Below are 14,953 nucleotides of genomic sequence, written 5' to 3' on the forward strand. Positions count from 1 at the left end.
TTATCTTTGCTTCTGAACAGACCGTACACCGCTACTGCAAAAGTACAAGCTTGAGCATGTATTTTTGCGCTAACGGTGTACTTTTCGGAGGAGCCTTTGCTGACTGTCTTCCTATTTTGAGAGGATCTACAGGAGGAGAAATATCCAGATTTTCGTCTTGTCTTTGCGCCCTGCGCTCTATTATTAGGAGTGAGTCGAGTCTATCTCTCTCACATATTTTTCCTTTTTGTTATCTAAGAAAGATCCCCCTTATGTATTCATCTGCTTTCTGGCGAAAAACCTCAGTTACTGCAGCCCTTGCTTGCACGGTAGCAGCACCCCTTTTCGTATCCCCCGCGTTCGCTGCCCCTCAGCCGAGACCCACCCAATCTGTTCCTACTCAACCATCCGCTGCGGAAAGCGTCCCCGCCGATGTGAGCGGTTACGACGGTGAAGTTCCCACCCACAGTAACGAAAATATAGAGGCGGACCGCATTCAGGTTTCAGCGGCGGCAGCAGCCGACCCTATCGCTGACATGGATAAAGTAGCCAGTAACTGGGGTTTTGGTACCGCGGTCTCCGCGAATATCGGCATCGGTAGCGGATACTGGGTGAAGTTCTTTCAGCAGGGAACCGTAGTATATTCGCCGGGCAAGGGTTCTGTTCCCATGGCGAACGAAGTGTACCAGCGATGGATTCATGAGACGCGCGATGGCTGGGGCCAGCCTCTTTACTCCGAGCGAAGTGACCGGGGCATTAAGACCTATTTCTCTAACGGCGCGTACGTTTTAGACACCAATTCAGGGCTTATCATGCGCGCTGATCAGCACATTGACGCCGGTGACATTCTGACGATTGGTGATTCCCAGGTATGGAGAGACTCGTGGGTAGGTAAAGGCATCAGAGATGCGGGATACACCCCATGGTTCTACCGCTGCGGTGGCACCGGCATGGTTGCTTCACGACCAGATACTGGCTGTCGTAAAGACTACGCAGACGGTACTTATACCTATTCCAATGGAACCCCGACCCCTATCAGCGGAGACATTAACTACTTCAAGGGCGTTGTAGAAAACCGGTGGTTACTACCCGATGGCGCTCCTCGGGCGATCTATATTCAAGGATCAGGTAACGATGCCGGAAAATCATTTGCAGAAGTAAGTTCTAACGCGCGCCAAATCGTTCAGAAGCTCAGAAAAGCTTATCCCGGGACTCAAATCATTTTGACTGACCCGCTTTCGCAGAACATCCCTGACCATGCGGCACGAGCTGCACTGGCAGAAAATTTGCGCAAGTTTGCTCAGGAAGAAAACCTCACTTTTATTTCATATAAGTATTGGGTCAGTGACTATCAGGTTCAAGGTGGTCTCGAAGATGCACTACATTTTGCCGATAAGAATCAGTACCTCCTCGCCCCGCATGTGAGAGACTCCCTGCAGGCGGCTCTTCGCGGCTTTACGTTGAAGGGTGGAGTAGGTCAATTCCATGCAGATAACTTGGGAACTTCGCGTTTTGGTGTGCCGGTATCTAATGAAATCGCTTTACAGGATGGCGGGGTCTATCAGGCTTTTTCTAACCGCTACAGCATCTATTGGACGCCGCGCGAAGGCGCTCATTCCGTCAAGTTCTCGGGGGCGCTCGGGCAGGCGTATAAGAATGCCGGTTACGAGCGCACCTCGGGTTACCCCTATATGGAGGAAACCTCTATCCCAGACGGAGCGATGCAAAAATTCCGCGACGCTAACGGCCAGGTAAGTGCTTTCTACTGGTCACCTGCTTTTGGTGCGTACAAGGTGTGGGAGGGTGGCGCTATTGGTAGCCGGTTCACTCGCGACGGCGGAACTGCAACCTATGGCTTCCCCACCGAAAACGAGACAGCATTCGAAAATGGCACCCGTCAAGTTTTCAACCTCAACGGTAAAGAAACCCGCATGTACTGGGCACCTAATACTGGGGTGCATGGCATGAATGGGAATGGTTCTATTTTCAAGAAGTGGGTTTCTTTGGGGCACGCTCCGAACATGGGTTTCCCGGTCACCGAAGAGATTTCCGCAGGTAATGGCGGCGCCGTCCAGTACACTCGCACTGCCGATAACCGCGAATTTGGTTTCTTCTGGTCAGCGAGCACTGGCACGCACGTCATGAATTCTAAGGGCGCTCTTTACTACCATTTCATCAACAACGGATATACCTCTACTTTTGGTTACCCGGTTGAAGATGAGCATGTGGAAACCGACGGGCGTATCCACGTGAAATTCAGCAAGGGCCAGGAATTGACCTGGAGTGCTTCGGAAGGCGTGCGGGTGCACTAATCGTTCTCTAGTGCGTTGAGGTGCAAAAAAGGGTCAACTTTTCATCAAAAGTTGACCCTTTTTGCACCTCAACAAGGGGATTTACGTGGTTGAACGACGCGCGGTAATTTTGTTCAGCAACCTGGTCACATGGGCAGTGTTACGCACCAAACCCATATCCAATGCCAATAAGAACTGTGGAATAACCTGCGATAACGCCGAGTTAATATTCACTTTTTGCACCCCGGCGTCAATGTATTTATTTTTGCGCCATGAAGAACCAAACCGCTGTTTAAGCGTGCGCAGAATGCGGTCGTAATCGGCAGTAGTGGCATCTGCAAAACCAATGAGGCGATAGGATTGCCCCACTCCCAGATGCTCAAGCATGAGATACTGTAGTTCGTCTTTGTAGCTGTGGGCTCGATCGCCAAATTTTTCCCAGAGAAAATCTAGCGCAGGATAGATATCAAAAATAGCTGATTTGCTGGAATTCATAATCGAATTATTGACATCGATAACGTAGTTATACACGTAATCTCGCACCACATAGATGGTGTTCGATAGTGAAGTCACGTAGGGCATCAGCGCAAGGTCTTCGTAGATGCGTCCAACGGGAAAACGGTTTCCTTCGTAGAGCTCTGCTTTGTGAATGCGCGTCCACGATGCAGGCTTTGAGAGGATCAGACGACGGCGCGCCTCTTCTTCGCCGAGCTGGTCAAATTCGGGGCAAATATCGAGCTTTTTTACTAATGCCCCGGTGGCATCGACCAGGTTGATATTGAAAAATATTGAGTCCGCCCCGCTTTTCATACCGGGTAAGACTTTTTCTAAATAGGTGAGTTCCCAGGTGTCATCAGGATCCAGGAAAGTCACATATTCACTGTCTTTAACCAAGTCAAGACCGGAATTACGGGCTACTGACACTCCCCCGTTTTCTTGCGAGTGAACTTCAAGCCAGGGGTAGTTCTGCTCATATTCGCGCAGAATCTGGGCAGTGCCGTCCGTCGAACCATCGTCAATACACAGAACCCGTAACTTAACCTGATCCAGAGCGGTCTGGTGAACCACGCTTTCCAGGCAATCACGCACATGCTTTTGCATGTTATAAATTGCCAAAATAACAGTAAGATCGTACCTCATAGGGATTCCTTAGATAAGGGGCGAGCGGGAGCGATAGCAAGCCCAGCAGTGTGGATAATAATCCCCGCCAAGGGTCCAGCAAGCAATGCCACGATGGATCGATCAATGATGCTAAACGGAGTGAAAAGCATAGCAATTGCAACGATGGCAGTGGCACCCCACCCTGCAAAGTAGAGCTTGTGATGGTTGGACGCCAACGTGGCGGTACCGGTAAGAACAACTACCGCCATGAAAGCAGACGCGAAAGTAAGTGCACCGAGTTCAAACCCGGTGAGAATTCCACCCTGTTTAGGATAAAGCAAGCTGAAGAGGAAGGGACCAACAAGGTAGGCAGCAATTGCTCCTATCACTCCAATTCCCAGGAGAACGCCTGCTGGTTTCATAAGTGCTGCTAGCGGGCGGTGTTGCTGTTTGAGAAAGGCTGAGATGGCCACGCCCTGAAACATTTGCAGGGGGATCATAATAGGTGCGCGAGTCAAGCTGATTGCCGTGATGGTAGCTGCCAACAACGCGATTTCTTCTGCAGATTCAATATGACCGGTGGTCCATTTGAGGAGAACCGGGAAACCGGTGACCATGATGGCGTAGGCGGTAGAAGTCAGAATCGCCCACGCCATTTTCTGACTAGCTCCACTGAACGAATCATGGATACGAGCGCGCCCTAGAATCGGGCGGTAGCGTGGGAAAAAGGCTAAGAGAAAAATCCACAAAGTAACCGGGGCAATCGCGGCAAATTGAAATCCCCATAAGGTTCCGGCGAAGAGGGCGACCGCACCGGTAAGAACCAGACGCAGAACCGACTCGGTGCCGCCGAGCCATGCAAAAACAGACCAGTTCTTTGTGCCAGCCGCTGTACCTACCACTGCAACGTGGCATGCGTAGAGCACAGCACCGACACCAATAACTAGAACAGAGGCAAAGAAATCTTTACCCAGAACCTTTTCACCCCAGAGAAAGGACGTGCCTACTAAAAGCACCGCAATACATCCACCCAGAAAAGCGGCAACGGGAAGAACACGAACTGTTTGAGGCAACTTTGTCGCAACTACCGCAGAAGATTCAGCTCTAGCACCCGTGGCGCGCGTGACCTCCTGCTGAATACCCAAGATGGCACCGAAGACACCAAACATAAGTGACCAGAATAGAAGGAACTGCGAATAAGCTGCTTCGGTCAACACACGGGACACAATAATCGTTACGACGAAAACCGCAGCAGCCCCAATAATAGAGGACGCTGTGATTCCCAAGGACTGCCCTCGGGTAATAACCTGTTCCCCTGGTTCAGCTACAGGATTCTCGCTCATCTTTTCTTCCCCTTTTTCATAGGCATATAACCCTTTTTCCCTAGCTATTATTCGCAAAAAGAGCTGTTATGTTTGCCGGAGGCTAACATAACAGCTCTTTTGAATATCCTGCTAAGGTCGTTGCTGTTCTCTATTTTCCAGCTGACGAACCCGATTAGTTAACTGCTCTACCAGAAGATCATTGATAGCCGCTTTTTCTGCCAAGATACGGGTGTCTTCCCCCATCTTGGACAGCGCCTGTGTGAGGTGCAAAGCTACGCCAATGAGCATAATAATCGCTAGCAGGAATAGCAGGTTTACAGGAGTTTCAATCCCCACGGCATCCGCTAGCCAATCAAGAAGCTTGGGGAAAATAACCAGAATAATGATGATAAAAGAAATAATCAGCCACAAAGCCGCATATTTCTCTTTCATTTTCTGATTACGAACCTGCACAAGAACCATCACGACAAGAATGATGGTCAAAATCAAGAAAAATAGGTTTGCCACCATTTAGGAATCCTTTACCGTACTCTTTTTACGAGTCATCGAGATAGCGAAAGAAAAGATTGAACGGACAAGATAAACGGCAGACTTCCAAGGGTTAGAGGAAGGCGTGCCTGCTTGACGTTCACGCATCTCTACAGGAACCTGCTTCACGGTAAGACCGGCACGAATCGCCATGACGCACGCGTCAATGCAGTCCCCGAGGTACTCTGCGGGGAGGTGCTCACAGTACTGGGCGATAGCTCGGCGGTTAGCAGCGCGGAAACCGCTGGTTGCGTCGGTAAATTTTTTACCCGAGATAGAGCTAAACATCCATGCCAGAAGAACCATTGCCCATTTACGAGGGCCCTTCACCGTGTAGTTATCGGCTTCAGCGAAACGTGAACCAATAGAGATATCGACGTCGTCTAAACCAGCAAGGACAGTACGGATACCCTTGGGGTCGTGCTGACCGTCTGCATCTACCTGAATCGCACGGTCATAATCCATCATGCGCGCGTATTTATAGCCAGTTCGCAGAGCACCGCCAATCCCCATGTTGTAGGGAAGATCAATCACCAAAGCGCCAGCTTCACGAGCGATAGCAGAAGTGTTATCCGAAGATCCGTCGTTAACCACCAAGAGGTCAACTTCGGGCATCATACGGAATAGCTCAGTAATAGTACCGCCAATAACCTCTTCTTCATTCCATGCGGGCATGATGATGAGGGTGCGCGGTTCACCGTGAGCTACGGATGAAACTTGCATAGGAATGGTGCTCTCCATCTGTACAAAGTTACGGGGTTTAACCTGTGAGAAATTGTTTCTTTAGTGTAACAGTTGAGTCTATAAAGACTCCGCATGTTCCTTATTCGCAGGCAGTGATCTCGTAGAGACCTACATTTCCTGATTTATAGACCTCTTTGAAGCCGGGGGTGTCTTTGATTCCCATCAGACCGGCGTAACGAATGGAGTGATCTGCATTCAAGATTTCCTGAGTACCAAAATCTACAACGTACTTGGCATCCAAGCTCTCTAGAGCTGGGCACACTGCGGAGTTACTTTGCCAATCTTTGAGGTGGAGATCCACCATATCGGTCTGGGGCGTATCTACAAAGTTCGTATGGTACGCATTTACTTCTCGCCCGCTCACGGCATAAGTCAAGGCTGCGCCCGTCCATGGTTGCACAATAACGGCGTCTCCTTCTGGCACATAGTCATCAATATGATCTAGCACGTTATATTCATCAGGAGTAAGCAAAGCGGAGTCCGCTTCCGGCGCATACGTCCAGAAGGTATCGTGAATATATTTTTCGAGCGGTTTAGCTGTTTGACCACCCCAGATGAGCACGCCGGTAAGAAGGACCGCTAATACCAATGACGCCACCGTAGGGGTATGAGACGAGCGCAAAGTATCGCCTACAGCAACGGATGAGGAACCGCGGCGGCGGAAAGAAGCGATTGCGGATTCCAACCATGTAGATGAGCTAACCCACCGTGTGAGGAAATCAATCCCCAGCGCGCCCAAAGGAATCATCAGCATAGGAAGCATGGCGGCGATCCGGTAAGCATCGTGATACCACACGCCTACTACCCAGTCCCGGCCTTCATCCCAGGTGAGATAGCGTGCTGCCATGTAGAACCAGCAGAGCACTCCGAAAGAGCCAAGTAGCCAGAGAGACCGGTTACGGGTTCTTATCAAGGCATAAATTCCACATGCCATCAAAATCGTAACGAACCACAGCGAGGGCCAGCCCATAATGCCGTTAGTGATGAATTCACCGAATGACTGCGACTGAGAAGCTGAGGGCTCCCATCCACCTGATTCTTTGGGAGGTCGGACAATACCCCACAGGTAACTAATAAGCCAAAGGATGCCCGCAATTCCAGCAATCTGAAGAATCACCATAATCCAAGACGTAAGACCTTGAACGGCGGCTTTAAGCTGAAGGAGACCGCGGGTAACAAAAATGGGGATGAGTAGAACAAGTAGCGACATCATCGCATTGGGGTGAGCAATAGCGATGCCGAGCGCGATAAATAGTCCCAAGAAAATGGTCTGGGTCACGGTCATGCGGGTCTTCATAGCCAACCGGAACATCTGCGCCACAACGGCAAGCCCAACCGGGGTTATTGAGAGGGCAAGCAAGTTAGGGTAAAGCACCCCAAAATTCAGCAGGAGGTAGGGGAAGGCCACAAACGCTGCTGCGAGAGGTCCAAGCGCGAGAATACCGAATTTATTGAGATTCAAGGTGTGGCGTGCAAAGAAGATCAGGCTGATAGGCCAGATGACGGCGCCTATCAATACGACCAATGCATTGGTTACTACCGGAATTGAGACGCCGGTTGCCATAAACATGAGCGACCCAAGGTCATGCCAGGCTGCAGGATAGAAATCCGGGGTCTCGTTGCCGGAAGTCATGGAGGCTATAAAAAGGGAAGAACCATTGCCGTGATCGACAACGTAGCGGAGAGCGTTGAGGTGGAAATTCGCATCGTAGGTCTGCGAAATCCACTCTGGCCGACCCACTGAGTTCGTTACATTCCTTGCCAGCAATATAGCACCGATTGCGAAGCTCACCCAGTAGAGAGCCTGTTCACGGGAGAACCAGCGAGATTCCGCCAGCGGAGAGAGTGAAGAATCGGCCGCGCGGCTCGCAACTGCACCATGTGAATCGGAGTATGCAACCGGCTGATCCGAATGACGGCGTCGCCCGCCCAGCGCGTAGACTCCCCTCTGAATCAGGAAGCCCAGCAGAGCAATCAGAGCGGCGAAAGCAAACGGAACCCAGAGAGCCCACCGCACACCCATCATCGGCGCGACAATCGCACTAATAGCGACCATAGCGACAGAAAGAGCAGGAGCGATACCAAACGCGTCAATACCTCGCATTTTGAGAGCGGCAGCCACCATTAAACCGGGGATAAAAACCACCAGAAGCCCCACCAAAAAGGGCGCGGTAATAGCCAGCCAACTCATAGGAATCCTCCACTATAAGGGTTTTGCCCTCAAATGTTATTTATTCTGCAGTCTTACCAGTGTAACCGGCAGACCTGAGAGGTTCCGGGCGTTAATGTCTCCACACGCACCCGTTATGGCTCACAATGCAGACCCATTTTGCGCTAAGTGACTAGGGTTACAATCTGCCGTACTATGTGGGATGGACGCTACAGGCGCAAAAATACGCGAACTGCCCGGGCGGGCTCGGGCTTGATAGACAAAGGACATTATGACTTACAACGTTGGCAATTATCTTCTTGATCGCCTTGTAGAACTCGGTGCTACCGAAATCTTCGGCGTACCTGGCGACTTCAACCTGCACTTTCTGGACGACGTCCTCGCCCACCAAAATCTCGAATGGGTAGGCAACGCTAACGAACTCAACGCTGGTTACGCCGCTGATGGTTACGCGCGCGTACGCGGCATCGCCGCCATCTGCACCACCTATGGCGTGGGTGAGCTCTCGGCAATCAACGCAACCGCTGGCTCTTATGCAGAAAACGTGCCGGTTATCCATATCGTGGGCGCCCCAGGCACTTCCTCGCAGCAGCAGCACGGACGTATGCACCACACCCTGGGCGACGGCGATTTCATGCACTTTGTTCGCATGGCACGCGAGGTCAATTACTCGGTAGCGGTTCTTGACCGCGCTACCGCAACCAACGATATTGACCGCGTTCTGCGCGAGGCTGTACTTCACCGCAAGCCCGGTTATCTGATGCTCCCCGTCGACGTAGCTCGCACTCCCGCGACCGCGCCATCGGCACCGCTGGATGTCACCACCCGCCTCTCTGCGCAGGACGTCGAAGAGGACTTCCGAGTAGCAGCAACCGAGTTCCTCAAGGGCAAGAAGACCGCTGTGCTTGCCGATATTATGACTGAACGCCTCGACGCCGTCGAAGAACTCAATGACTTTGTGACCAGCACAAACTTCCCCTTTGCCTCTATTCTTTGGGGCAAAGCAATGCTCGATGAAACCCTGCCTAACTACGCTGGCATCTACATCGGCGCACTCTCCGAGGAAACCACCCGAAAGGTAGTGGAAGAAGCTGAAGTTCTCATCAGCTCCGGCGTGGAGTTCACCGACACCACCTCGGCACACTACTCCCACCAGATTGATCCTGCCCGCGTCATCGATTTGGGTGCCCGCGGTGCAACCATTGCAGGTAAGGTTTTTGCGCCCTTGGCTATGGCAGATGCCCTGCGCGTCCTCAAGGCCGCCGCAGCCGAAGCTGGCGCCGTCGCCATGGATTTCGCGGGCTCTGAAGCCGACATCCAGCTACCTGAAGTCTCTGACTCGCCGCTGAAGCAGGATGAGCTCTGGGCACTTCTGCCCGCCCACCTCGACGCCCACAACACCGTGGTTGCAGATATGGGCACCTCGTTCTTCGGCATGGCTAACCAGAAGTTCCCCGAAGATTCCCGCTTCATCGGCATGCCATTGTGGGGTTCAATTGGCTACTCCATCCCCGCACTACTTGGCGCGGCAATGGCAGACCGTGATTCCCGCGGGGTCTTGCTCGTTGGTGACGGTTCGGCGCAGCTCACTATCCAGGAACTCGGAACCATTATCCGAGAAGGTATCAACCCGGTGATGTTCGTCATCAACAATGACGGCTACACCATTGAGCGTTCCATTCACGGCCCCGAGGCAAAGTACAACGACATCACCGCCTACAACTGGCAGCAGATTCCTGTAGGCTTTGGCGCCACCGGGGAGAACTCTGTCATTCTTCGCGCAACAACCTCCCGCGAACTGGTGGATGCGTGCAAGGTCGCCGGTGAGACTCGTGACAAGCTCGTCTTCATTGAGGTAGTGACCGATAAGGACGACATGCCTCAACTTCTGCGCGACTTCGGCGCGCACGTCGAAAAGATGCACAAAAGCGCATAGCGCCAGGCACCCTTAACTTTGGTCAATTTTTGCGCGATATGAGTCCCATATCGCGTAGAAATTGACCAAAGTTTTAAAACGCCCTCTAGACTAGGGAATAGTCTTTGTTGAGACCCTTTATTTGAGGGCCAATTTGGGGGATTCCCCATTGAGTAACACAGCATCTCGTTTCGGGCTTACGCCCATGCGACCCCGCCATCCCCACGAGCCGCACCGCGCTACTAGCTCACTTGAGCTCTTCTTCGACCTCGTGTTCGTCATCGCGGTAGGCGGCGCCGCGTCCAGCTTCCATCACGCCCTCACCGGAGACCATGTGCAACACGGCGTCGTAGGGTTCATTGTTATGTTCTTTAGCATCTGGTGGGCGTGGGTGAACTTCACCTGGTTCGCAACCTCTTTCGACTGCGATGACTGGTTGTATCGAGTCCTAACCATCTTCCAAATGGGTGGTGTTATTGTTTTCTCCACCGGTATTCCCGCGGGGTTCGACGGCGATTTTCGCATAGTAGTTGCCGGTTATGTGATTATGCGTATCTGTATGGCAACCCAGTGGTTCCGTGCTGGGCTCACCAACCCCGAATACCGTGCCACCGCTTTCCGCTACGGCTGGGGAATTCTCGCAGTACAGGTGTTGTGGGTTCTGCGCCTCATCTTTATTGCCGATAGCGCCCTAGGTCTGCCTACCTTTATTCTGCTGGGGCTCGCTGAGATTGCAGTTCCAATTTTTGCTGAACAGAAAAAGCTCACTCCGTGGCCCCCTCACCACAATGCGATTACCTCATTCCGAAGCTCCCTCACCTACGGCTACGTTCACTATTTTGTATTCGCCAGTGCCGCCGCTTTCGCTGCGGGTATCGAACTGCTGGTGGACGTCGAAACCGGCCGCTCCCACCTCACTGAGCGAGGCGCTGCCCTTGTTTACTTTGACGTCCTTATCCCTTTTCCTGCGGTATGGACGACGTGCGTGCTGATCGCCATCGTGGCGATACTGGTGGCGCGAAACAAGTCGGTCGACACATAGCATTACGCCCTCTACCGTAATAATCCAAGTCTGATTACACAAAACGCAATATCATGGCGCGCGGCAGGGTCTGCGTTCTAGGGTTTATTTAAGGTAAAGCCACATTGCAGCCGCAAGGAGTTAGTTTTGGCGCAGAAAACCACAGGTTCCCCCGCAGAGACGGTAGTTCTCGATTCGGAAAACGAGCCGTCAAAATCAGACTCGGAACTGTTCAAAGAGACATTCGGCGCTCAAGCAGCAGGCGTTGCGATTGTTACTGCCCAGGGGGTTACCGGCGAGCCGGCGGGGTTGACCATTTCGTCGTTGTCGTCTGTTTCTGCCGATCCGCCAATGGTTGCTTTTTCCTTCCAAAACCGCACCGGGTCGGCGGCAAAGATTGTAGATTCACCGTCGTTTCTAATTCACCTTATCAGCGGTGAAAACGTAGATATTGCCAAGAAGTTTGCCACCAGCAACTATCCTAAATTTGAGGACGAAACCACCTGGGGGTGGCTCCTTACCGGTGAACCCCTGGTGCACGGAATTAACCGCGTGTTCCGCGTTGAGCCGGTGTCGCGGGTAGATGCTGATCCTGCCGTCGTCTTCATCGCCCGCGTGACCGAATTTGTGCAGCATAATACCGATGAAATCACCCCGGTGGTTTATCACGCACGGAAGTTTCACCAGCTTGGTGACCACTACGTGATTTAGATTTTGAAAGGATCTTATGAGCGACCTTCCCGCTTCTTTTCCCTGGATTGAGAAACTTGTAGCCCTACCTACCGTGGCAACTACCCCTAACGATGAACTTCTGGCGGTAGTGAGCGAAGAATTTAAAAAGTACGGTTTTGAACCAACACTGACTTATTCAGACGACGGTGAGCGCGCCAACCTTTTCGTCACCATTCCCGCCGCGGATGGTTCAACCGATGGCGGACTGATAATTTCTGGGCATACCGACGTGGTTCCGGTAAAAGGTCAGCAATGGGATACTGACCCCTTTGAGGCGACTGTGAAGGGCGATAAAATCTTTGGTCGCGGCGTTGCAGACATGAAGTCTTATATCGCTGTTGCGCTGTGGATACTCCCCCGCTTTGCCGAAGCTAAATTGAAGAAACCTCTGCATTTTGCTTTTACCTACGATGAGGAAATTGGTTGTGTGGGTGCTCCTCGAATGATTGAGGAATTCCGAGGGCGCGGCATCAAACCCGATTTTGCGATAGTGGGCGAGCCTTCTTCCATGCGAGTTATTGCCGCACATAAGGGTGCGCATCGAGGGGTTGCTACGTTCCACGGTGTGGCAAAGCATGGTTCGTTGGCGTCGCACGGCGTCAATGCTTCGGCGTCTGCCGCCGAGTTTGTGGTGTTCCTCGAAGAACTTTCGGACGAATGGCTAGAGAACGGCCCCTTCGATGAAGGTTTTGTAACCCCATCTTCTACTATTGGCGGCAATGTAATTGACGCTGGCTTGCAGTACAACATTGTGGGTGAGGACGCGCGGGTGGAGTACGATTTCCGCACCATTCCGCAGATGTCTACTGAGAGCGTGGTGGAGCGTGTGGAGAAGCATCTCTTTGAGGTGATTTTGCCTCGTTTGCAGTGGCGGGCTGAACGCGCTGAGAAGCTTGCGGGTGCTGAGCCTGGTTCGCTCAAAGATCAGGTGAAAGTCACCCATGAGCTACTAGCTGCTGTGCCCGGGTTGAATACTCAAGAGGGCGACGAAATTTTGACGCTCGGTGCTGAGCTTATCGGCAAACCCGAGTCGGTGGAGGAACCTCTGGTTAAGGTTACCTACGGCACCGAGGGCGGTCAGTACCATCAGGCAGGTATCCCTGCTGTGATTATCGGCCCCGGCGATATTGCGCAGGCGCATACGGCTAATGAGTGGGTTGAGCTGAGCCAGATTGAGGAGTGCGAGCGCTTTATGGAGCGAGTGTTGAAGTGGGCGAAGGGCGAATAAGCCCGACGCCGCACCCCAGCGGTGGTGTTAGGCCTGGTAGACGGAACATATTTAAAAGCGTCGTTCATCACACTTTTAAGAAAAATCTTTGTAAGCTCGCATAGGTGCATTTTGACCCTTTCAAACACACCTTGCACCGGGTTTACTTTCAGGCTTTGATTAACACATAAACACAACTGAAGCCACACATTTACACATTCAGTAAGTGGCTCCCGCCGGAAGGTTTAGCCCCGTGTACACCATTAGCCCCTACCTCGCAGAGTTCCTTGGAACCATGATTATGGTTCTCATCGGGTGCGGCTCCATTGCCACCGTAGAACTCCGCCGCTCTAAAGGCCACGGCGACAACTTCTTTACCATCGCCTTCGGCTGGGGCTTCGCCGTCGCATTCGGCGTCTACGCCTCCCACGCCTACTCCGGTGGTCACCTCAACCCGGCAGTAACGCTAGGGCTCGCAGTATATGGAGAATTCGACTGGGCAATGGTCCCCGGTTATATGATCGCTCAACTGGGCGGAGCGATGGCAGGTGCCCTCTTCGTTTGGCTCAATTACCTTCCCCATTGGAAAGCTACCGCTGATTCAAAAATCAAACTTGGTGTTTTCTCTACCGTGCCCGCTATTCACAACTACTTCACCAACGCTCTTTCGGAAATCATTGGTACTTTTATGTTGGTTTTCTCCGCTCTGTATGTGGGAGTGAACTTCACCCCGACACTTGAAGGTTCTGCGCTAACCCTCAACCTCAATCACGTGCTCAAGCCCCTGGCGTACGGCTTCATGGTTGCAGTACTGGTCGTTGGCCTCGGCGGACAAACCGGGTATGCGCTGAACCCCGCCCGCGACCTAGGCCCGCGCATCATGCACGCCCTATTACCCATTAGCGGCAAGGGTTCATCTCGCTGGTATTACTGCTGGGTTCCTATTTGTGCACCTTTTGCCGGCGGTTCCATGGCAGGTGCTTTCTTCCAGCTCTACTACCACGGTCGAGTTACACCCTTCCTCTTTATTACATCGGGGTTCGCGCTGCTCGTCCTGCTCTTTGGCTGGTGGGCGAACCAGCACATGTACATCTCCCGTTCGGCGGAGATTATCCCTGAGCCTGAAAATACTGAAGCGACGGCGGCGTCGGCAGCGGCAACCTACATGCCCACCGGATCAATTCCAGTAGTTGAAGGTAGCCCTCTGATGCCAGCCCCCACCAAAGCACGCGTCAATGTGCAGACTGGGCGCGGATACTCGGACAAAGAATAGCTGCGCTATCTGGGCCGAGATTCTCTCTTATTTTGAGGGGAAGACTTTGGGCGGAAACGCATATATGCCTCTACCAATAGCCAGCCAATCATGGCGCCGAGGGTATTAGTAATCATGTCGTCGACGTCGAAGGTGCGGTAGCGGCAGGGGTAAATACCCCAGATGCCCGTGAGCTGGGTAAGTTCAATGAGTAAGGTTGCGGCGAAACTGCTCAGCAGTGTTGCGCGGAAATTCATCTTATATACTGCACGGGCTATAAATCCCCAGGGCACAAAGAGAAGCACGTTCAGGTAGATTTGCACGAACCACCACGTAGCGAACCTCAGGACGCCGCGACCCTCCGTATTACGCAAAGCGAATTCCACACTCCACCCGGGAAAGAAACGCGGGTAATTAAGGTCTGTTCCGCATTGAAAAGTTTGCGGATCAGGCAGGGGCAAAAACGTAAATGAAATAATACCTACCGCATAAAGCAACACGATGGGCATAATAATGATGCGCCGGCCAGGAATTTTTCCATAGTGTTTGCGGTATATCAGGGCGGCAAGAGGTAGAGCAATCACGGCAATAATCAGCCATATAGTGATTGCTTGAATCAGAATGGGAGTCCCCCAGCTGACCATGAAATGCATTGTTCCCCTAGTGGGCGCGTAAGTATGAGCGACGA

Annotated in this window: 12 protein-coding genes; 6 read left to right on the top strand and 6 right to left on the bottom strand. The window is 52.3% G+C overall.

All coding sequences use genetic code 11. The features are described from left to right. Positions 1 to 251 precede the first annotated feature (251 nt). Positions 252 to 2,291 carry a GDSL-type esterase/lipase family protein gene (locus tag ACFR81_RS04420; protein WP_343874670.1) on the top strand — a complete coding sequence of 680 codons (2,040 nt, stop codon included), beginning with the start codon at positions 252 to 254 and terminating at the stop codon, positions 2,289 to 2,291. 81 nt (positions 2,292 to 2,372) lie between these two features. On the opposite strand, the gene ACFR81_RS04425 is transcribed toward ACFR81_RS04420, so the two are convergent. From ACFR81_RS04425 to ACFR81_RS04445, 5 genes are all read right to left on the bottom strand, one after another. Next, positions 2,373 to 3,410, bottom strand: a complete 1,038-nt coding sequence (locus ACFR81_RS04425) for a glycosyltransferase family 2 protein (RefSeq protein WP_343874673.1) — start codon at positions 3,408 to 3,410, stop codon at positions 2,373 to 2,375. Further along, entirely contained in the window at positions 3,407 to 4,714 is a 1,308-nt protein-coding gene (locus ACFR81_RS04430; RefSeq protein WP_343874676.1) for a polysaccharide biosynthesis protein, read from the bottom strand. The genes ACFR81_RS04425 and ACFR81_RS04430 overlap by 4 nt, the downstream gene beginning before the upstream one ends. Positions 4,715 to 4,825: 111 nt before the next feature. Beyond that, entirely contained in the window at positions 4,826 to 5,206 is a 381-nt protein-coding gene (locus ACFR81_RS04435; protein WP_068167836.1) for a DUF2304 domain-containing protein, read from the bottom strand. Then, the gene (locus tag ACFR81_RS04440; RefSeq protein WP_068167835.1) at positions 5,207 to 5,947 is read right to left on the bottom strand and encodes a glycosyltransferase family 2 protein; all 741 of its coding nucleotides are present in this window, start codon (positions 5,945 to 5,947) and stop codon (positions 5,207 to 5,209) included. It abuts the gene before it with no gap. Between the two features lie 100 nt (positions 5,948 to 6,047). Next, a complete protein-coding gene (locus tag ACFR81_RS04445) occupies positions 6,048 to 8,159 on the bottom strand; it encodes a DUF6541 family protein (RefSeq protein ID WP_343874682.1) in 2,112 nt (703 codons plus the stop codon). A gap of 250 nt (positions 8,160 to 8,409) precedes the next feature. Between ACFR81_RS04445 and ACFR81_RS04450 the strand changes: the two genes are divergently transcribed. From ACFR81_RS04450 to ACFR81_RS04470, 5 genes are all read left to right on the top strand, one after another. Further along, positions 8,410 to 10,074 carry an alpha-keto acid decarboxylase family protein gene (locus tag ACFR81_RS04450; protein ID WP_343874684.1) on the top strand — a complete coding sequence of 555 codons (1,665 nt, stop codon included), beginning with the start codon at positions 8,410 to 8,412 and terminating at the stop codon, positions 10,072 to 10,074. Between the two features lie 148 nt (positions 10,075 to 10,222). Further along, a complete protein-coding gene (locus ACFR81_RS04455) occupies positions 10,223 to 11,095 on the top strand; it encodes a low temperature requirement protein A (protein ID WP_343874685.1) in 873 nt (290 codons plus the stop codon). A gap of 126 nt (positions 11,096 to 11,221) precedes the next feature. Then, the gene (locus tag ACFR81_RS04460) at positions 11,222 to 11,785 is read left to right on the top strand and encodes a flavin reductase family protein (protein ID WP_343874687.1); all 564 of its coding nucleotides are present in this window, start codon (positions 11,222 to 11,224) and stop codon (positions 11,783 to 11,785) included. A 16-nt stretch (positions 11,786 to 11,801) separates the two neighbouring features. Then, a complete protein-coding gene (locus ACFR81_RS04465) occupies positions 11,802 to 13,034 on the top strand; it encodes an acetylornithine deacetylase (protein WP_343874689.1) in 1,233 nt (410 codons plus the stop codon). 232 nt (positions 13,035 to 13,266) lie between these two features. Beyond that, positions 13,267 to 14,286, top strand: coding sequence for an MIP/aquaporin family protein (locus tag ACFR81_RS04470; protein WP_343874691.1), 1,020 nt, complete (start codon positions 13,267 to 13,269; stop codon positions 14,284 to 14,286). Between the two features lie 5 nt (positions 14,287 to 14,291). Here the strand turns inward: ACFR81_RS04470 and ACFR81_RS04475 are convergent, their stop codons facing one another. Further along, positions 14,292 to 14,918 (bottom strand): VanZ family protein, encoded by a 627-nt coding sequence (locus ACFR81_RS04475; RefSeq protein ID WP_343874693.1) that lies wholly within the window; start codon positions 14,916 to 14,918, stop codon positions 14,292 to 14,294. Positions 14,919 to 14,953 lie beyond the last annotated feature (35 nt).

The organism is Rothia amarae (assembly GCF_042677725.1).
GTDB lineage: Bacteria > Actinomycetota > Actinomycetes > Actinomycetales > Micrococcaceae > Rothia > Rothia amarae.